At 69.8% G+C, this 19,119-nt stretch carries 16 protein-coding genes and 1 pseudogene; 10 read left to right on the forward strand and 7 right to left on the reverse strand.

Going from position 1 to position 19,119, the window contains the following annotated elements; all coding sequences use genetic code 11:
- Window positions 1–53 precede the first annotated feature (53 nt).
- Entirely contained in the window at window positions 54–1,298 is a 1,245-nt protein-coding gene (locus D5R93_RS07495; protein ID WP_119835186.1) for a glucose-1-phosphate adenylyltransferase, read from the forward strand.
- Between the two features lie 98 nt (window positions 1,299–1,396).
- Window positions 1,397–2,098, forward strand: a complete 702-nt coding sequence (gene serB / locus D5R93_RS07500; protein ID WP_119835187.1) for a phosphoserine phosphatase SerB — start codon at window positions 1,397–1,399, stop codon at window positions 2,096–2,098.
- A gap of 35 nt (window positions 2,099–2,133) precedes the next feature.
- On the opposite strand, the gene sixA is transcribed toward serB, so the two are convergent.
- On the reverse strand, window positions 2,134–2,646 hold the full coding sequence (sixA, locus tag D5R93_RS07505) for a phosphohistidine phosphatase SixA (protein WP_120204584.1): 513 nt from the start codon (window positions 2,644–2,646) through the stop codon (window positions 2,134–2,136).
- A 108-nt stretch (window positions 2,647–2,754) separates the two neighbouring features.
- The gene (locus D5R93_RS07510; protein ID WP_243106656.1) at window positions 2,755–3,696 is read right to left on the reverse strand and encodes an SDR family oxidoreductase; all 942 of its coding nucleotides are present in this window, start codon (window positions 3,694–3,696) and stop codon (window positions 2,755–2,757) included.
- A 146-nt stretch (window positions 3,697–3,842) separates the two neighbouring features.
- Between D5R93_RS07510 and dusB the strand changes: the two genes are divergently transcribed.
- Window positions 3,843–5,150 carry a tRNA dihydrouridine synthase DusB gene (gene dusB, locus D5R93_RS07515; RefSeq protein ID WP_120204585.1) on the forward strand — a complete coding sequence of 436 codons (1,308 nt, stop codon included), beginning with the start codon at window positions 3,843–3,845 and terminating at the stop codon, window positions 5,148–5,150.
- 55 nt (window positions 5,151–5,205) lie between these two features.
- On the opposite strand, the gene D5R93_RS07520 is transcribed toward dusB, so the two are convergent.
- Window positions 5,206–6,558, reverse strand: coding sequence for a YibE/F family protein (locus D5R93_RS07520; protein WP_423243294.1), 1,353 nt, complete (start codon window positions 6,556–6,558; stop codon window positions 5,206–5,208).
- A 159-nt stretch (window positions 6,559–6,717) separates the two neighbouring features.
- Window positions 6,718–8,112 carry a glycine--tRNA ligase gene (locus tag D5R93_RS07525; RefSeq protein ID WP_119835190.1) on the reverse strand — a complete coding sequence of 465 codons (1,395 nt, stop codon included), beginning with the start codon at window positions 8,110–8,112 and terminating at the stop codon, window positions 6,718–6,720.
- A gap of 182 nt (window positions 8,113–8,294) precedes the next feature.
- On the opposite strand from D5R93_RS07525, the gene D5R93_RS07530 reads away from it, so the two are divergent.
- The 4 genes and pseudogenes from D5R93_RS07530 to D5R93_RS07545 all read left to right on the forward strand — a co-directional run bounded on the left by D5R93_RS07530 (window position 8,295) and on the right by D5R93_RS07545 (window position 11,639).
- Complete coding sequence (locus D5R93_RS07530) at window positions 8,295–9,413, forward strand: metal ABC transporter substrate-binding protein (protein ID WP_120204586.1); 1,119 nt, start codon at window positions 8,295–8,297, stop codon at window positions 9,411–9,413.
- A gap of 15 nt (window positions 9,414–9,428) precedes the next feature.
- Entirely contained in the window at window positions 9,429–10,259 is an 831-nt protein-coding gene (locus D5R93_RS07535) for a metal ABC transporter ATP-binding protein (RefSeq protein WP_243106657.1), read from the forward strand.
- 80 nt (window positions 10,260–10,339) lie between these two features.
- A pseudogene (locus tag D5R93_RS07540) lies at window positions 10,340–11,205 on the forward strand (metal ABC transporter permease).
- Complete coding sequence (locus tag D5R93_RS07545) at window positions 11,202–11,639, forward strand: Fur family transcriptional regulator (RefSeq protein WP_120204588.1); 438 nt, start codon at window positions 11,202–11,204, stop codon at window positions 11,637–11,639. Before D5R93_RS07540 ends, D5R93_RS07545 begins: the two are co-directional and overlap by 4 nt.
- Here D5R93_RS07545 and uppS read toward each other — a convergent pair.
- The 3 genes from uppS to leuA form a co-directional block, all read right to left on the reverse strand.
- The gene (uppS, locus tag D5R93_RS07550) at window positions 11,636–12,463 is read right to left on the reverse strand and encodes a polyprenyl diphosphate synthase (protein WP_120205924.1); all 828 of its coding nucleotides are present in this window, start codon (window positions 12,461–12,463) and stop codon (window positions 11,636–11,638) included. The two genes, D5R93_RS07545 and uppS, sit on opposite strands and share 4 nt — an antisense overlap.
- A 173-nt stretch (window positions 12,464–12,636) precedes the next feature.
- Window positions 12,637–13,386, reverse strand: a complete 750-nt coding sequence (gene recO / locus D5R93_RS07555) for a DNA repair protein RecO (protein WP_119835195.1) — start codon at window positions 13,384–13,386, stop codon at window positions 12,637–12,639.
- 83 nt (window positions 13,387–13,469) lie between these two features.
- Complete coding sequence (leuA, locus tag D5R93_RS07560; RefSeq protein ID WP_119835196.1) at window positions 13,470–15,263, reverse strand: 2-isopropylmalate synthase; 1,794 nt, start codon at window positions 15,261–15,263, stop codon at window positions 13,470–13,472.
- A gap of 564 nt (window positions 15,264–15,827) precedes the next feature.
- Between leuA and D5R93_RS07565 the strand changes: the two genes are divergently transcribed.
- From D5R93_RS07565 to D5R93_RS07575, 3 genes are all read left to right on the forward strand, one after another.
- Window positions 15,828–16,634: a DUF8175 domain-containg protein gene (locus tag D5R93_RS07565; RefSeq protein ID WP_120204591.1), complete on the forward strand. Its 807-nt coding sequence runs from the start codon at window positions 15,828–15,830 to the stop codon at window positions 16,632–16,634.
- A 215-nt stretch (window positions 16,635–16,849) separates the two neighbouring features.
- Window positions 16,850–17,686 carry a GAD-like domain-containing protein gene (locus tag D5R93_RS07570; protein WP_120204593.1) on the forward strand — a complete coding sequence of 279 codons (837 nt, stop codon included), beginning with the start codon at window positions 16,850–16,852 and terminating at the stop codon, window positions 17,684–17,686.
- Window positions 17,686–18,978 (forward strand): polymorphic toxin type 15 domain-containing protein, encoded by a 1,293-nt coding sequence (locus D5R93_RS07575; RefSeq protein ID WP_120204594.1) that lies wholly within the window; start codon window positions 17,686–17,688, stop codon window positions 18,976–18,978. Before D5R93_RS07570 ends, D5R93_RS07575 begins: the two co-directional genes overlap by 1 nt.
- Window positions 18,979–19,119 lie beyond the last annotated feature (141 nt).

The raw sequence follows: 19,119 nt of genomic DNA on the forward strand, positions 1-19,119 counted from the left end.
GACACCGGCCCGTTCGCTCCCCACAACGGGCTCGGGGCAGTAAGGTAGGCCACATGGCTCAACCCCGTGTTCTCGCAATCGTCCTTGCTGGTGGTGAGGGCAAGCGCCTCATGCCCCTGACCGTCGACCGTGCCAAGCCCGCCGTGCCCTTCGGCGGGATCTACCGGCTCATTGACTTCTCTTTGTCCAACATGATCAACTCCGGCTTTCTCAAGGTCGTGGTGCTCACCCAGTACAAGTCCCACTCCCTGGACCGCCACATCTCGATGACCTGGCGCATCTCGGACATGCTGGGCAACTACATCGCCCCCGTCCCCGCCCAGCAGCGCATGGGCAAGCACTGGTTCCTGGGCTCGGCGGACGCGATCTTCCAGTCCCTCAACCTGCTGGACGACGAGCGCCCGGACTACGTGGTCATCACCGGCGCGGACAACATCTACCGCATGGACTTCTCCCAGATGCTGGACCACCACATCGCCTCCGGGCTTCCCTGCACGGTGGCGGGCATCCGCCAGCCTCGCTCCCTGGCTGACCAGTTCGGCGTCATCGAGACCGACCCGGGTGACCGCCACAAGATCCAGGCCTTTGTGGAGAAGCCGTCGCAGACCCCGGGCCTGCCCGATTCCCCCGACGAGGTCCTGGCCTCGATGGGCAACTACATCATGACTGCCGACGCCCTGTCGGAGGCCGTCACGGTCGACGCCGATAACGAGGACTCCAAGCACGACATGGGCGGCAACATCGTCCCCTGGTTCGTGAACCAGGGTGCCGCGGGCGTCTACGACTTCAAGGACAACGACGTCCCGGGGTCCTCGGAGCGGGACCGTGACTACTGGCGCGACGTAGGCACCGTCGACGCCTTCTACGACGCCCACCAGGACCTCATCTCCGTGACCCCGGTGTTCAACCTCTACAACGACCGCTGGCCCCTGTTCGCCGGCTACCAGGCCGCCATGCCCCCGGCCAAGTTCGTCTACGGCCACCATGAGCGCCTGGGCCACGCCGTGGACTCCATCGTCTCCCCCGGCGTCATCGTCTCCGGTGGAGAGGTCATCTCCTCAGTCCTGTCCCCCGGGGTCCGGGTCAACTCCTGGTCCTCGGTACGCGAGTCGGTCCTCATGGACGGCGCTGAGGTGGGACGCAACACGGTAGTCAACCGCGCCATCCTGGACAAGCACGTCCACGTCGAGGAGGGAGCCATGGTGGGCATCGACCCCGAGCACGACCGCGAGCGCGGCTTCACCGTCACCGAGTCCGGGATCACCGTGGTGGCCAAGGGGCAGACCGTCAGCCGCTGACACCACACGCTGACCGGGAGGTACCGCCCGCCCCGGCGGGCGGTACTGGCTGGCACTGTCCGGTACCGTCCGGCGCCCTGGCACTAGCATGGGTGCCCATGAGCAGCACCCCACGCACGACGGGTTCCCCTGCTGACGGACCCCTTGCTGACCACGGCCCGGGCCTGCTGGTCATGGACGTTGACTCCACGCTTATCGAGCAGGAGGTCATCGACCTGCTGGCCGCCCACGCCGGCACCCAGCAGCACGTCGCCGAGATCACGGCCCGGGCGATGAGGGGCGAGCTCGACTTCACTGAGTCGCTGCGGGAGCGCGTCACCACCCTGGCTGGACTACCACTGAGGACAGTTGACAAGGTGCTGGCGGAGGTCACCCTGACCACGGGCGCCGAGGAGCTCGTCACCCGGCTCCACGCCCTGGGGTGCCGGGTGGGCGTCGTGTCCGGAGGCTTCGCGGAGGTGGCTGCACCGCTGGCTGATCGCCTGAGGATCGACCACGTGGCGGCAAACGGCCTTGAGGCCAACGGCGGGGTGCTCACGGGCCGCCTACGCGGCCGCGTCATCGACCCGCAGGAGAAGGCACGCTGCCTGCGCGCGTGGGCCGAGGCTGACGGCGTGGCGATGGAGCGCACGGTCGCGGTCGGCGACGGAGCCAACGACCTGGAGATGCTTGCTGCGGCAGGGCTGGGCGTGGCCTTCTGCGCCAAGCCTGTCGTGGCCCAGCAGGCCCAGGCCGCGGTCCACGTCCGCGACCTGCGCGCGGTCCTGGAGCTTCTCCCCGGGGCAGGCGCCCGCCGCTGACAGCCAGGCCTGCCGGTATCGGTGGTATCGGCGGGTCAGTGTCGGCGGGCGGTGAGGATCTCGCTGATATGTCCCCCGCCGGGAGCCAGGTCCTCCCACCGGGAGGCAACATCAATGAGGACAGCCGTCGCCGTGGGAACCCCGAAGGACACCTGGGTGCCCAGGTCGTCGTCAGTGTCGTGAAGGGTGTGCGCCAAGGCGGAGACGGTGGGCTCGTGCCCCACAACGACCACGCTACGGGCGCTGCGGGCGCCAGCGGCAACCAGGTCGAGGACGCCACTGACCCCGTGGCTGTAGATCTCCTCGTGGACCTGGACCTCGGCGGGGTCCAGACGCTGGCGCAGCGGCTGTGCCGTCTGTCGGGCACGCGCCGCAGGGGACACCAGGAGCAGATCGGTATGATCCAGGCGCTGCCGCAGCTGGCGGGCAAGCTGCTCCGCCAGGGTTACTCCCTTGGGCGTCAGGGGTCGTTCCAGGTCACTGTCGGCGTCATGAGACGCCTTAGAGTGGCGTACAAGCACGAGCCGTCGTACAAGGTCTGTGGTCACACACCTACCCTAGGACACCTTGCCTGCCACCGGGGCAGGTACAGGCCTGATCACGCCAGGTCGCGCCTGACCACGTCGTCCTCGCCCACCTCTCGCCGTCCGTAGGGTCTAGGCTCCCGCGAGCCACACCCCCCCGTCCGCGTAGACGACCTGGCCGGTGGTGGCGGGCAGCCACCCGGACAGGAGAGCAACGGCTGTGCGAGCCACCGGGTCGGCGTCGTCAGGGTCCCAGCCCAGCGGGGCCCTCTGCGTCCAGCGGGAGGCGATCCCCTCAAAACTGGGCACGGCCGAGGCCGCCGGGGTGCGCAGGGGGCCGGCGCTCAGGGCGTTGACACGCACACCAGCGCCTCCGAGCTCGACGGCCAGGGTACGCACGCTGGCCTCCAGCGCCGCCTTGAGCGGTCCCATCCAGCCGTAGCCCGGATGGACCCGTCCCGAGTCGAAGGTCAGGGCGACAACGGCGCTGCCCGTGCCCAGCAGCGGGCCGAGAGCCCCCACCAGCGCGGGCAAAGAGGCAGTGGTGACCGTGAACGCAGCCTCCAGCGCGGCCGCCCGCCGTCCTGGCAGGCCGGTGCCTGGCGCTGCCGAGGCCTGCCCCAGTGCCTCCGCCCCGGCTGGCTGCCCCGGACCCTCGGCCCCGGAGGCGGAGTCGTCTCCCGCTCCCCGCGCCAGGAGGGAGCCCAGCAGGGAGGCGTCAGCATGGGCGAGGCAGTGGACCAGGCCGTCCAGATGACTCACTCCCAGCTCCCCCAGCAGGGAGGCCAGCCGCGTCACAGAGCCTGCCGTGGCCACGTCCAGAGGCAGCACGGGGTCGTGCAGCCCCAGCCTCCGGGCGAGAGCCTGCGTGGCCCCTATGGTGCGCGGCACCCCGGTGAGAAGGACCCGTGCCCCCTGGTCGGCCGCCACCGCCGCGACCGCCGTCGCGATCGAGGAGGGACGCAGGACCCGGTGACCAGGACCGTGCGGTCCCTGAGCAGCCCTACGGTCTCCTGGGACCGGGGACGGGGCCACGCTGCCGGGGCCGCTCGGGGTCCGTATCCCCTGGGACATGTCCCCCGGGGCTCGGGAGTCTCAGACACACGGTGATATTAGCGCACCGGGTACCCGCACCTGCCATATCTGCCTTGTACCGATCGCGCCCAGCCGTGCCTCGACCGTGCACCAACTGTGCACCAGCCTTGTGCCAGCATGGTGGTATGAGTGTTGTCGAGCATGCTGAGGCTGAACGCTGCGCTGCGCCACCGGGGTCTCCCCGTAGGGTTGCTCCCCTGGTCATCGGGCCGTTGACTGTGACTACGCCGGTGGAACTGGCACCGATGGCAGGAGTTACCAACGCCTCCTTCCGCAGGCTGTGCCGCCAGCGGGCGGAGAGCGCCCTGCCAGCCAGCCTGAGGCCGCTCAGCCCGGGACCCCTCCCTGGCGGCAGCGGGCTGAGCGCACCCGCAGGCCTCTACGTCACCGAGATGGTGACCTCACGGGCGCTGGTGGAGCGCAGTGAGCGGACACTGGCGATGGTACGCACCGACCCTGCCGAGCGGGTCCGTTCCGTCCAGCTCTACGGCGTCGACCCGACGACGGTCGCAGCCGCGGTGCGCATCCTGGTCGAGGAGGACCTGGCTGACCACATCGACCTGAACTTCGGCTGCCCGGTGCCGAAGGTGACACGCAAGGGCGGAGGGGCGGCCCTGCCGTGGAAGCGCGACCTCCTGGCAGCGATCCTCACCGAGGCGGTGCGCTCCTGCGAGACAGCCGTGGCGGCGTCGCGGCGGCCGCAGGAGGTGCCGGTGACGATCAAGATGCGCCTGGGGATCGACGACTCCCACGAGACGTTCCTGGACGCAGCCCGCTTGGCGTGTAAGGCAGGCGTAGCCGCAATCGCCCTGCACGCCCGCACCGCTCGCCAGCACTACTCCGGGCAGGCGCGCTGGGAGCAGGTCGCCCGGCTCAAGGACAGCACCACCCTGCCTGTCCTGGGCAACGGTGACGTCTGGAGCGGGGACGACGCCCTGCGCATGATGGATCAGACGGGATGCGACGGCGTCGTCGTGGGGCGAGGGTGCCAGGGGCGTCCCTGGCTCCTGGCCGATATCGTGGCAGCTATGCACGGTCTCCAGGAACGGGCCCGCCCCGACCTGGACGAGGTCGTGGCAGTCATTCGCCAGCATGCCCGCCTGCTCGCCCAGGAGATGGGCGAGGACCGCGGAGTGCGCGACCTGCGCAAGCACCTGGGCTGGTACCTCCGGGGCTACCCTGTGGGCGGGGCAGCCCGCGCCAGTCTCACCCAGGTGCGCAGCCTGGAAGGGCTCGACTCGGCGCTGGAGGACATGCGCTCCCGCCTTCCGGCCTCGGTCCCCTACCCCGGTGCCGCTGCGGAAGGCCCCCGGGGCCGGGCAGGCAGTCCCAGGACCCCGCACCTGCCCCAGGGGTGGCTGGACTCCCCCACCCTAGACAAGGCCCAGCAACGCATGCTCGCCGAGGCCGAGTCCGACGCCTCCGGCGGCTGAGACAGCAGCTGCTCCCCGAGGACCTGGCGGACCGGACAGGAGGTCAGGAAGAACCTCAGACCGAGCCCTGGGAAGAGCCTGAGGAAGAGCCTGAGGAAGAGCTTGAGGAAGACTGAGGCACCGGGGTGGTACGGCACAGGAAGGCGGCGATCGCCGTGGTCGCCGGGATGGCCAGGACCAGACCGATGGAGGACACCAGGGTGCGTACCACCTCCTCGGCGATCTCCCCGGACAGGACGGTGCTCGCGACGGACCGGTCGATGAGCGCGGCGGTCAGGATGAGAGGCAGGGCGGTGCCGGCGTAGGCGAAGGCCAGGGTATAGACCGTCGAGGCGATGTGGTCCCTACCGATGCTCATCCCACCCGTGAACAGGCGGGTCCGGGACAGGGACGGGTTGGCGGCGTGAAGCTCCCAGACTGCCGAGGCCTGGGTGATGGTGACGTCGTTGAGGACTCCCAGGGCCGCCACGACCATGCCGCAGGTCAGCAGCGCCTGCAGGTTGACGCCCTCCACCAGGGAGGTCAGCACGGCGGCCGTCTCGTCCACGCTCCCGGTGAGGTTGGCCGCCCGGGTCCCCCACAGGGACAGCAGCACTGTCAGGAGGACTCCCGCCACGGTGCCTAGCAGAGCCGTCGTGGTGCGCACGCTCACCCCGTGGGCCACGTACACCGCGGCGAGCATCATCGCCATGGAACCCACCAGCGTGACGGCCAGGGGGGAGGACCCCGCCAGGAGGGCGGGGATCATAAAGAAGACGAGCACCACCGTGGCGACAACCAGGCCCAGGACGCTCAACGCGCCCTTGCGTCCCGCCACCGCTACCACCAGCACCAGGTAGACGACGGCCAGGGCCGCCACCGGGACCCCGCGCCCGTAGTCCACGAATACGTAGGGCGTCCCCATGGACACCGCCTCAGGTGCGTACATGACCTGGAGCTCGTCGCCGACATCCGCCACGCCGAGGGACTCGGCAGGAATGTGGACCGGCATCGTCAGCCCCTCACCGTCGCCGGAGGTGATCTCCGCGCAGACGGCGTTGTCCAGGAAGGAGCCGTCGCTGACCCCCTCCAGGGCCTCCGCGGCGTCCTGGCAGTCCTCGACGTCCAGGGAGGTGACGGTGGCCGTCTCCATCGAGCTCCCCTCCACCGCAAAGGGTTGGGAACCGACCAGGGAGCTGTCACCTGGCCACAGCACCACCAGCCCGACAAGGGTCGCCACGACCAGCGGGACCACAAGTGCGCTCAGGATGGCACGCACCGTCCTGGCCTCAGAGCCGCTCAGGGCCGGGACCGCCGTGTGTGCGTGGGCGTGTCCCTCCTCTCCCGGGCGGTCTGGGAGCGGGCTCGTGCCGACGTGGTGGCCAGGGTCCGGGCTGCCGGGGGCGTGGGAGGGGGTCTCGGTACTCACTGGCCCATCATGCACACGGGCACCATCCACCGTGCGAGTGCGGGGTGCCTCATACGACCGCCCCGTACTCTGACGGCGTACCCCGTAGTCTCACAGCGGTGATGAGGACGGATCGACAGGTCTCACTGGGCCACGGCCAGCTGGCCAGGCCCGGCCGGCCTAGCAGCCCACGAGCCGCTCGGCGAGGTAGCGCTCAACACCTTCCACCGCAACGCGCTCCTGGGCCATGGTGTCGCGCTGCCGCACGGTGACAGCACCGTCCTGGGGAGAGTCGAAGTCATAGGTGAGGCAGAAAGGCGTGCCCACCTCGTCCTGGCGGCGGTAGCGGCGGCCGACCGCCCCGGCCTCGTCGTACTCGACGTTCCAGGAGCGACGCAGGCGCGCGGCCAGCTCGCGCGCGGGCCCGGTCAGCTCCTCCTTGCGCGACAGCGGCAGCACAGCTGCCTTGACCGGTGCGATACGGGGGTCGAGCCGCAGCACGACCCGCCTGTCCACACCTCCCTTGGTGTTGGGGGCCTCGTCCTCGGTGTAGGCCTCGACCAGGAAGGCCATGAGGGAGCGGGTCAGCCCAGCGGCGGGCTCAATGACGTAGGGGGTCCAGCGCTCCCCCCGGGTCTGGTCGTAGTAGGACAGGTCCTTACCGGAGTGCTCGGCGTGGGTGGACAGGTCGAAGTCGGTACGGTTGGCCACGCCCTCCAGCTCACCCCACTCGCTCCCGGCGAAGCCGAAGCGGTACTCCAGGTCCACGGTGCGCTTGGAGTAGTGGGACAGCTTCTCCTGAGGGTGCTCGTAGAGGCGGATGTTGTCCGGGTCGATCCCCAGGTCCACGTACCAGGCCTTGCGGTGGTCGATCCAGTACTGGTGCCACTCCTCGTCGGTTCCCGGCTCGCAGAAGAACTCCATCTCCATCTGCTCGAACTCACGCGTGCGGAAGATGAAGTTGCCGGGGGTGATCTCGTTGCGGAAGGACTTGCCGACCTGGGCGATGCCGAAAGGAGGCTTCCTGCGCGCCGCCCCCATGACGTTGGTGAAGTTGACAAAGATGCCCTGGGCCGTCTCCGGGCGCAGGTAGTGCAGGCCTGACTCGTCGTCCACGGGTCCCAGGTAGGTCTTAAGCAGGCCGGAGAAGGCCTTGGGCTCAGTGAATCGGCCCCGTGTCCCGCAGTTGGGGCAGACCAGCTGGTCCAGCGCGACGTCGGCGGCGTCCTCTACGCCGTGCCTGGAGGCGTAGGCCTCCTGGAGCTCGTCCTGGCGCAGGCGCTTGTGACAGCTGGTGCACTCGATAAGCGGGTCGGTGAAGGCCTGGACGTGGCCGGAGGCGACCCACACCTCACGCGGCAGGATGACAGAGGAGTCCAGGCCCACGACGTCGTCGCGGGATCGGACCATGTACTGCCACCACTGGCGCTTGATGTTCTCCTTGAGCTCCACGCCCAGCGGCCCATAGTCCCAGGCAGAGCGGGTACCGCCGTAGATCTCGCCGCAGGGGAAGACGAAGCCGCGACGCTTGGCGAGGTTGATGACGGCGTCAAGCCGTGAGGGGGTCTGTGCCACCGGTACTCTCCTAGGGAGTTGTCATCTGTCGTGGTCCCACCTGGTTGGCGGGGGCGAGTGGGGACAGTCTAGAGGTCCCGGTCCCGCTGACCGACTACCTGGTCACTGCCTGGTTCACTGCCTGGTTCACTGACCGGCTGCCTGGTTTGACGCGTCCACGGCACATGATGAAAATGATTCCCATGAAGTCTCAGACCGAGCCTGCCTCCCCGGCCTCACGTACCCTGCGCGACGACGCGCACGCACCCGCCAGTATCCAGGACAGACACCTGTCGGCAGCACGCCGCTCACGCCCTGCCGCCCACCGCCTAGGTGCGGGCACCGCCGCGCTCGTCCTGGCCGCAGGCCTGTCGTCCTGCTCCGCCCTCAGCGGCGAGGACACCAGCGCCTCCCAGACTGCCGCAGGCAGCTCGGACACCGACGCCACCCTGGCCGTGTCTACCTCCTTTTACCCTATCGCCTACCTGGCGACAGCAGTGGGCGGGGAGCACGTGACGGTCACGTCGGTGACTCCCACCAGTGTCGAGCCGCACGACTACGAGCTTTCCCCCAAGGACGTCACCGCCCTGGAGGCCGCTGACGTCATCGCCTACGTCCCAGGCTTCCAGCCCTCACTGGACGAGGCTGTCTCCCAGGTCTCCGGGCCGACCGTCCTGGACCTGGGCGAAGCTGCGAACCTGGTCCACCACGAGGGAGCCGGGCACGACCACGAGGCCGAGGAGGCCGACGAGCACGACGCCGACGAGCACGACGCCGACGAGCACGACCACGCCACTGGTGAGGACGGGGAGACCGACCCTCACTTCTGGCTCGACCCGCAGCGCATGGTTGCTACCGCAGGAGCCGTCCAGGAGGCGCTGGCAACCGCGGACCCGGACCACGCGGGCGACTACGAGGACAACCTGGAGACCCTCACGATCACGCTGACAGACCTGGACACCAGCTACACCGAGGGACTCGACCAGTGTGAGCGCACCACCTTCGTCACCTCCCACGCCGCCTTCGGCTACCTGGCTGACCGCTACGACCTCACCCAGGCCTCCGTGTCCGGGCTGGACCCCGAGGCCGAGCCCAGCCCCGCCGAGCTGGCGGAGATCAAGGAGGTCGTCGAGGAGACCGGGACCACGACCATCTTCACCGAGGAGCTGGTCTCCACCAGGACAGCCGAGGCGCTGGCCAGCGAGACCGGTACCACGACCGCCGTCCTCAGCCCTGTCGAGTCCGCACCCGCCGACGGCGACTATGTTGACGTCATGAGCACTAACCTGGAGGCGCTGCGCTCCGGACTGTCCTGTCAGTAAGTGCGTGGTACCAGCATGAGAGCCGCCATGCCGACCAGGACCGGTGAGGACAAGGGGACCAGCGCCAGGACCGCCGACAATGCTGGCGCCAGCGCCGGTCAGGCAGCCCGAGCGTCAGCACACCGACGACACGCGCACTCTTCCCCGCTAGACGCGTCGCCGGACCCGGTGCGCGTGAGCCGGGTTAGCGTGGTGCTGGGCTCGGCTGTCGTCCTGGACGACGTCAGTCTCACCGTCTCTCCCGGGGAGTCGGTGGCCCTGCTGGGCTCCAACGGCTCGGGCAAGTCGACCCTGGTCAGGACGGTCCTGGGCCTGGTACCCGCGGCCAGCGGGACCGTGCAGCTCATGGGGGCCGACGTCTCCCGGCGCAGCCGGGTGCCGTGGGACCGCGTAGGCTACGTCCCCCAGCGGGTCACGACCTCTGCCGGGGTTCCCGCCACCGCGCTGGAGGTAGTGGGCTCGGGCCTGCTGGGACCACGCCACCCTTGGCGCGACCGGGGCAGACGCGCCCGGCAGCGTGCCATGGACGCCCTGGAGGTCGTCGGCCTGGCCGACCGAGCCAGGGACCCCGTCCACGTCCTCTCCGGAGGCCAGGCCCAGCGAGTCCTTATCGCCCGCGCCCTGGTCCGCGATCCCGACCTGCTCGTCCTCGACGAGCCCCTGGCCGGAATCGACCGGGCCAGCCGCGAGTCCCTGGCGAGCACCCTCGCCGCCTTGCACCAAGGTGGCCTGACCCTGGTCACCGTCCTGCACGAGACGGGCGAGCTCACTGACATCATCGGGCGCAGGGTGCTCCTGTCCGACGGCCGGGTCGTGCCCGGCAGCGACCCGCAGGAGCGACCATGACGACCTCGGTGACCTCCCCAGGGCTCTCCGCGGACCTTCTGTCCTCACTGCCCCACACACCGCTCCAGACACTGAGCCAGATGCTGGCCAGCCCGCTCATGCAGAGGGCGCTTGTCGTCGCGGTGCTGGTGGGCCTGGCCGCGCCGGTGGTGGGAACCTACCTGGTCCAGCGGGGCCTGGCCCTCCTGGGTGACGGCATCGGCCACATCGCCCTGACAGGGATCGCTCTGGGCTGGCTGGCCGGTGCCGCAGCCAACGTCTCCCCCACGACGCCCTGGCCGTGCCCGGGCTATCCTGGCCAGCGTGCTGGGAGCCGTCCTCATCGAGGTCATACGGGCACGAGGCCGCACCCGGGGGACGTCGCTCTAGCCATCCTCTTCTACGGTGGCATCGCTGGCGGCGTCGTCCTCATCGCACTCGCCGGGGGACCACGACCAACCTCAGCTCCTACCTGTTCGGCTCCATCTCCACGGTCTCGGTGACGGACACCTGGTTCACCATCGTGCTGGCTCTCGGCGTCCTGCTCGTGGGCCTGGGGCTGCGCGGCCCGCTGTTCGCCCTGTGCCACGACGAGGAGCTGGCCAGGGCGTGCGGGCTGCCCACCGGCACGCTCAGCATCATCATCGCCGTGGTCGCCGCCCTGACGGTGTCGGTGTCCATGCGGGTCGTCGGCGCCCTTATGGTCTCTGCCGTCATGATCGTGCCCGTCGCTGTCGCCCAGCTGGTCTGCACCTCCTTCACCCGCACAATGCACCTGGCTATGGCGCTGGGAGTGGCAGCCTGCGTCACCGGGCTGACCATCACCTACGTCCTCCCCCTGTCCCCCGGTGCCGTCATCGTCATCCTCCTCGTGGGGGCCTACGGGACAGTCGCGGTCCTGAGCGGAGCGGTACGCTTCGCCCACCGGGCGCACAGGGCCCGACGTCGTCAGGAGGTCCTGCGATGAGCCAGAAGAGCGCTCCTCGTCCACGTGCCACCCGCCAGCGCGCAGCGGTGGCTGACATCCTGAAGCGCACCAGCGAGTTCCGCTCCGCCCAGCAGATCCACTCCGCCCTGGAGGCTGAGGGCACCAAGGTGGGGCTGGCGACCGTCTACCGCAACCTTCAGGCCCTGGCTGACTCCGGCCAGGTGGACCAACTGCGCGGCACAGAGGGTGAGGTGCTCTACCGCGCCTGCGAGAGGGTCGAGCACCACCACCACATCGTGTGCCGACGATGCGGCTTCACCGTAGAGGTGGCCGGTGGCGAGCTGGAGACCTGGATCAGGCGGGTCCCAGCCCAGCATGGCTTCACCGCCATGGAGCACACTGCGGAGTTCTTCGGCCTGTGCGCGGACTGCTCCGCAGACGGTGGCGAGGGCGAGGCCTGGGAGGAGGCCTAGACGTCAGCCTCTGCTTCCTCTACTGGCTCTACTGGCGCTGCCGTCTCCTCCAGCTTGTCCCCTACCTTGTCAACGGCACCGCCATAACGCCGTTCACGGCTGCCGTAGGACTCGCAGGCCCGCCACAGCTCGCGACGGTCGAAGTCCGGCCAGGCCAGGTCCGTGAAGTACAGCTCCGCGTAGGCCGAGGACCACATGAGGAAGTTAGAGGTCCGCTGCTCCCCGCTGGTGCGGATGAACAGGTCCACGTCCCGCATGGTGGGGGCGTACAGGTGACGTTGAATCGTCCTCTCAGTGATCGCCGAGGCCTTGAGGCGGCCTGCCGCCACCTCCTGGCTGATGGCGCGGGCCGCGTCGGCGATCTCGGCACGTCCTCCGTAGTTGATGCACAGGTTGAGGGTCAGTGTCGTGTTGCCTGCGGTCAGCCGCTCAGCGGCCCGCAGCTCGGAGAGCACCGACTTCCACAGGCGTGGGGCCCGCCCCACCCAGCGCACGCGCACTCCCCAGGAGTTGAGCAGGTCGCGCTGGCCACGCAGCACGGTACGGGCGAACCCCATGAGGAAGCGCACCTCGGCCGGGGAGCGCCTCCAGTTCTCGGTGGAGAAGGCGTAGGCGCTGAGCTCGTTGATCCCCAGCTCGACGGCGCCGGCGACAACCTCCAGGAGGTTGGCCTCCCCCACCTTGTGGCCCTCAATGCGAGGCAGGTCACGGGCGTTGGCCCAGCGCCCGTTGCCGTCCATGACGATCGCCACGTGCCCGGGCAGCCTGTCAGGAGCCAGAGAAGGGGGCTCCAGACCGGGGCGGTGCAGCGGGGCCGCCTGCATGATGTCTGACTTCAGCAGCGGCTCGCCGCGCGACGCGGCGGCCTTGAGCCGGTCAAGACCCGACTGGGCCACGGCACCGTCCTCAGGGCCGACGCCGCTGCCCGGCTCGGTCTCTGTACCTCCGGCCCCTGCGTGGCCTGTCCCCGCCTCAGCGGTGTGCCCAGGTGCCACAGTCATCCCCTTTCTACCAGCGCCAGGGAGCGCAGGCGACGTTCCAGGTGCCACGTGGTATAGGCCGAGACCAGGCCGGAGGCCTGTGAGCGCTGCCTGGGTGCCGAGGCGTCCGCGACCGGCCAGTCCCCCGACAGCAGCGCACCTAGCAGCACCATCGTACCCGGCTCGACCTCCACTGCTCCCGCGCTGCGGCAGGACTCGCACACGGCGCCCCCTGTCTGGACGTGGAAGAACCGGTGGGGGCCGGGCGCCGCGCACACGGCGCAGTCGTAGCAGGACGGTGCCCAGCCCCCCAGGGCCAGGCAGCGCAGCAGGTAGGAGTCCAGGACCAGGCCGGGGGCGTGCCTGCGCCGGGACATGGCCGCCAGGGCGCCAGCCAGCAGCAGGTACTGCTGGGGGCTGGCCTCCGTCCCCAGGTCGCCGTCGTCAGTGCTGAGACGCTCAGCAGCCTCCACCATGGTGGTGGCGCAGGTGAACATCATGTAGTCAGCGGCGATGGCACGGCTGAAGGGGTCGATGGTCTCCACCTGGGTGACGACGTCGAGGCTGCGCCCGGCGTGGAGCTGGACGTCAACCATAGAGAAGGGTTCCAGACGTGCCCCGAAGCGCGAGGAGGAGCGACGCACCCCCTTGGCCACGGCGCGGACCTGCCCGTGGTGGCGGGTGAGCAGGACGACGATGCGGTCGGCCTCCCCCAGCCTGTGGGTGCGCAGCACCACGGCCTCGTCCCGGTAGAGCCTGCGTGTCACCGCCCTAGTGTGCCACGGCGCGGCGCACCGCCACGCGTCCCGGCTCCGGGTCCCGCAGCAGCGCCTTGGGCCCGGGGCACAGCTCAGCGCAGCGCCCGATTGAGGGCGGAGATAACGGCCTTGAAGGAAGAGGTCGTGATGGAGGGGTCGATCCCCACCCCCCACAGGACCTGGCCCTCCACCTCGCACTCCACGTAGGAGGCTGCCTGGGCGTCGCGGCCTCCTGACAGGGCGTGCTCAACGTAGTCGAGGATACGCACCTGGATGCCCGTGCTCTCCAGGGCCGCCACGAACGCGTCCAGGGGGCCGTTGCCCTCGGCCGACAGCAGCCTGCGCTGGCCGTTGTCGGTGACCGTGACAGTGAGCACCGAGCGCTCCCCCTCCCCGGCGGAGGTCAGGGTGGCACCGTCCAGGGCGTAGCGTCCCCAGGGCTCTAGATCCTCCAGGCCGTCCCGGTTGGGCACGGCCGCGGCGGGCAGGTACTCGTCAGCGAAGATCCGCCACAGGCTGGTGGCGTCGACCTCCCCGCCGTAGGTATCCGTGTGGCGCTGGACGATACGGGAGAACTCGATCTGGAGACGGCGGGGCAGGTCCAGCCTCTGGGTCGCCCCCAGCAGGTAGGCCACCCCGCCCTTGCCGGACTGGGAGTTGACCCGCACCACCGCCTCGTAGGAGCGGCCTACGTCGTGGGGGTCGATCGGTAGGTAGGGCATCTGCCAGGGCACAGCCACCTCGGCCTCGTCCTGGCCCATGCCCTCCTCAACCCTGGCCTGGACCTGGGCAGCCCTGGCGGCGAAGCCCTTCTTGATGGCGTCCTGGTGAGAGCCGGAGAAGGAGGTGTAGACCAGCTCGCCGACGTAGGGAGTGCGCGGCGGCACGTTCATCTGCGTCGCCTTCTCCACGGTGCGACGGACCTCGTCGATGCGTGAGAGGTCGAGCATAGGGTCCACGCCCTGACTGAACAGGTTGAGGGCCAGGGTCACCAGGTCGACGTTGCCGGTGCGCTCCCCGTGGCCAAACAGGCAGCCCTCCACCCGGTCCGCCCCGGCCAGCACCCCGAGCTCGGCTGCGGCCACGCCCGAGCCCCGGTCGTTGTGGTTGTGGACGGACAGGCACACGTGCTCACGATGGCTGAGGTTCCTGCTGACCCACTCGATCTGGTCGGCGTAGACGTTGGGCGTGGCCCGCTCCACGGTGGCGGGCAGGTTGAGGATGATCTCGCGGTCCTCGGCGGGCTCCCACACGCCCATGACGGCCTCGCAGACCTCCAGGGCAAACTCCCGCTCGGCGTCCATGAAGATCTCCGGGGAGTACTCGTAGCCGAAGATAGTGTCCTCACCGAGGACCTTCTCCGCCCGGGCCATGACCTGGCGGGTGCCGTCCACGGCCAGGTCACGGACCTCCTCGCGCCCCATGCGGAAGACCACGTCGCGGAACAGCGGGGAGATCGCGTTGTAGAGGTGGACGGTGGCCCGGGGCATGCCCACGCAGGCGTCCAGTGTCCGGTCGATGAGGTCGCCGCGGGACTGGGTGAGCACGGAGATGGTGACATCGTCGGGGATGGCGCCGTCGGCCACCAGGGAGCGCACGAAGTCGTAGTCGGTCTGGGAGGCGGCGGGGAAGCCCACCTCGATCTCCTTGAAGCCCATCTGGACCAGCAGGTCAAAAACGGCCCGCTTGGCCTCGGGCCCCATGGGCTCGATGAGGGACTGGTTACCGTCGCGCAGGTCGGTGGACAGCCAGCGAGGCGCGGAGGTGATACGCCGGGAGGGCCAGGTTCGGTCCGGCAGGTCGGTGGCGACCGTGTCGAGAAAGGGGCGGTACTTGACGTAGGGCATGCCGGAAGGCTGCTGAGGTGCGGGACGCGCGGTGCGCATAGTCATCTCCTGGAGTGGTCCTGGGGTCCTGAGGGCTGACGACGCCGGTCATCGTGGCCGTGGCGGTCGCGGCCGGGCGCACGGTGCCAGCCGCGGTCGGGGTGCCGGCCTGGTCAGGCCCCGCCGCGGCGACTAAGCAGCAGGCTCACTCGGAGCCACGAGGTCGCACGCACGGGAGACAACCTACCGCGAATCGGACCGCGTGTCAGGCAGGGGCGTGGCGGGCAGAGCGGCCTGGACAGAGTGGCCTGGGCATGGTGGCCTGCGCAGGGTCCCCCTGGGTACTCGTCCGCCCTGGCCCGTGCAGGCCGCGGCGTCGCAGCAGCGGCACGGGCAACGCCCACGCCCGAGGCTGCCCTGTCGGGCCGCCGTGACCGCACCTCGGTGGCCCACGCGCCCAGAGGGTCCTGGCGACAAAACTGAGCCTGAGCGGCCTCCAGGCGGCACAGGCAGCAGCTACCCGGGGGCATGCATCAGCTACCCGGGGGCACGCGTCCCCGTGTCCCACGTCGAGTCTGTTGGTAGGTTACTGGTTAGCTTCGTCGTCATCCTAGGGTTAGGACCATGAGCACCTCAGACAGCACCGGGGCACAGGGTCGCAGCCCGTTGACACGGCCGGGCTTTATCGCCGCCACCGCGCTCGTGGTCGTGATCGCCGTGGTGGCCGCCGCCCTCGCGCTGGCCAACACCATGAGCAGCAGGGAGGACACGGCCGCGGCCGAGGGGCCAGCCTCCACCGAGGCTACCGGCCCAGTAGAGATACCACCCCCCTCGACGGCCGGGCCGGACCACGACGGTACCCAGAGCGTGTGCGGCCTTGAGGGGGAGGTCACCGAGCAGGCACGTCTGTCCCAGGCTCCCGACGTCGACTACTGGGACTATCAGGGGACTATGGCCTACCCTGTCTCCGTCGAGTACGGCCCGGCAGCCACCGACTCGGACGGCTTCCGCTACTGCTTCCAGCACTCCCCCGAGGGCGCTCTCTACGCAGCCGCCAACGCCGTGTCTCAGGGGTCGGACCCCACCGGGGAGTGGCTGAGCTATGTAGTGGCTGACGGCCCCTACCGTGACCAGTTGGTCTCCGATACAGGCACAGACGAGACTGATGCAGGCACGGGTGAGGATTCTGACGAAACTCGTATATCGATCGTGGGGTTCAGGCTTCTTGAATACGAGGGCAGCACAGCTCGGGTTGATATCGCAGGCCGGGCTACCGTAGAGGGACAGACCTTGACGGTATCTGGCGTGTACGAGCTGGTTTGGCAAGGCGGGGACTGGAAACTGAGCTCCGAGGTCGCTGAGCCGCTTACCCTGGCAGAGATCCCCGACACCTCAGGGTACGTGATCTGGGGGGAGCAGCCCGGTGGCTAAAGAGTGTGGGTTCACAGAATAGAGATGCAAGGCAGAGAATTTAGTTGAGAGCACGATTGGTGACACGATTGAGAACCTGGCGACTGCTGTGGTGGAGGTCTACGGCAGAGCAGCCGCGTCGGAACCTGTCACGGCGGCACGATAGCCAGGGAAGTGGGATGCCAACCGGGTGAAACGCCTCCGTTGTCGTGGCGGTCTGGGTTACGGTTTGGGTTATGCGGATGAGCAAGGAGGAGTGGCACCAGGCGTGGCTGCACGCGTCCCCGGAGTGGGTGGACGCGCGTATGGAGGAGGCGCTGAGGCTGCGGGGGTGGTCGCCCATGGGTGTGGGTGCCCCCGCCACCGCCGAGCACCTGGAGTACTTCGGTGGGGTGCTGCCGGCCTCGGTGCTGCACCTGTGGGAGAGGTTCGGGTTCGACGGGTTCGGGCAGGGCCGGTGGTGGTTCACTGATCCCTTCCGGTGGGCGCCGGTGGTCCAGGCGTGGCTGGAGGGCACGGAGGTGCCCTTCCCCCACCAGCGGTGGTGGTGCCTGGCCCGCTCCGCGATGGGAGACATGGAGCTGTGGGGGGAGGTCTCCGGCCCCGCCCTGAACGTCACCCCCGCCCTGGGAGTCGTCTACCCCGACTCCGGCAACGCCGGGGACATGGCCGACCCGGTGATGCGTGAGCGCATGGGCGCCACCACCCTGACCCTGCCGTCGGAGGACCTGGACGACGACACCGGGACCCCAGTGGCCGACTGGGCCATCGAGCACCTGGGGGTGCTGTCTGCTGACCAGGTCTACGGGCTGACCCCGGCCTACTGCCTCACCGGGAGGGTCAGCCTGGACCAGGTCGGCATTGAGGACGCCACCGCGCACCTTACTTTTCTGGCCCAGGCCCAGGAGCACGTCCTGTGGGAGGACTTCTCCGCCGCAGCCGCCCAGGCAGCCGCCAGCATCGCCGCAGGCGCTGACCCCAGCCGGGACGGCGGGCCAGGCGGTGCTGGTGGCCCCGGCGACGACAGCGACGAGGGCGCCGGTGGTCCCCACGGACCGAGGACGGGGTCCTGATGGCCGGGCGTCGGCGGGGTCGGCCCCGCTGGCTCGGCCACGGGGGCGGGGGCACCGCCCTGGTGGCCGGGGACATGTTCACCCCAGGGCGGGCTGGCGGGCAGGGCGTGCTGGTGTGGGAGGGGGCTGCTGCGGCGCCTGCCAGCCCGCTGGCGTGGCACTCCGCGGTGCCGGTGGAGGTGTTCTTCCACACCGGCCACCACGCCTCCACCCGGGTCCTGGCACCTGAGTTCACCCGCCAGCTGGACCGACAGCTCAGCGCCCTGTCCCTGCTCAGCGCTGAGCGGCTGCTGGAGGGCATCCGCACCTACAGGGCACAGGGACGCCAACCCAACCCCAGCAGCACCAAGCCTGCCCGTAAGAAGTTCATGAGGAAGGTCGTGCGTGACCTGACTCGTGTGCACCAGTTCTCCGAGGAGCGTGCACTGGCGGAGACAGCCAGGATCGACCGGGCGCTGGTGGTGCTCCACGAGCCCGACCAGCTCCTGGCGGGGCCAGGCGACCCCGCCGCCGCCGGGGGCTGGCCCTCCCTGGGCCACGGAGCGGTCAACTCCTCCGTCGGGGGCCAGAACAAGCCCATGGCCGCAGTCCTGGAGCAGGCCGCCCTGGCCGTCCCGGCCGACCAGAGGCCGCACGTGCGCCTGCTGGTGCGCGCGGTGCTGACAGACTCCCCCACCCTGGCCCAGGACCTGCGACACGGGCGCACCCACCTGGAGCCGCGCACCCAGGCCCAGGTGAGCGCCACCAGCCCCCGGGGGCCGCCGTGGACCCCCACCCACCTCGCCTCCACCATCGCCACCGGCCACCCACCCTGGCACCCACCCACCCGGGCACAGGAGCCCGCGCCCTCGGCCACGACCCGGCCCGGGGCCGGGCAGCCCCACCAGCCGGGCCAGCCCACCACCAGCCAGCCGTCGCCGGGGCCACCCCGGCCAGGCCCCACCCGCACCAGCGCCACCACGCCCCGGCCGCCCCAGGCGGACAGGCCGGGCCAGCCGGGCCACAACATCACCCGCGAGGAGGTCCTGGCCGACATCGCGTCCCACGTGGTCCAAGCGGCCCGCCAGGGCAACCAGCCCCGGACCGCACGCGAGGCACCCACCGGGACCGACCCCGCCCACACCGTCAGCCTGCGCGAGGCCTCCTTCCCCCACCCGCCCACCGCCGCCGTACGCGTACCACCAGCACAGGCCCAGCCCCAGGCAGGCCCCACCACAGGCGAGCCACCCCGGACGGACAGACCACCGCACAGGACCACCGCCCACAGACACGACCCCGGTCTACACAGGTGAAGCACAACCACACGACAGCACCCCGAGGAACGGTATTCCGTGACACGCGTGCAGAGTGCCTCTGGTTCTAACAGGTTCTTACGGCCCACACTGCGGGCCTATGCAGGCCTACCAGCTACAAGGCAGAACTTGTACACGTAA

The sequence above is a fragment of the Actinomyces lilanjuaniae genome, assembly GCF_003606385.1.
GTDB lineage: Bacteria > Actinomycetota > Actinomycetes > Actinomycetales > Actinomycetaceae > Actinomyces > Actinomyces lilanjuaniae.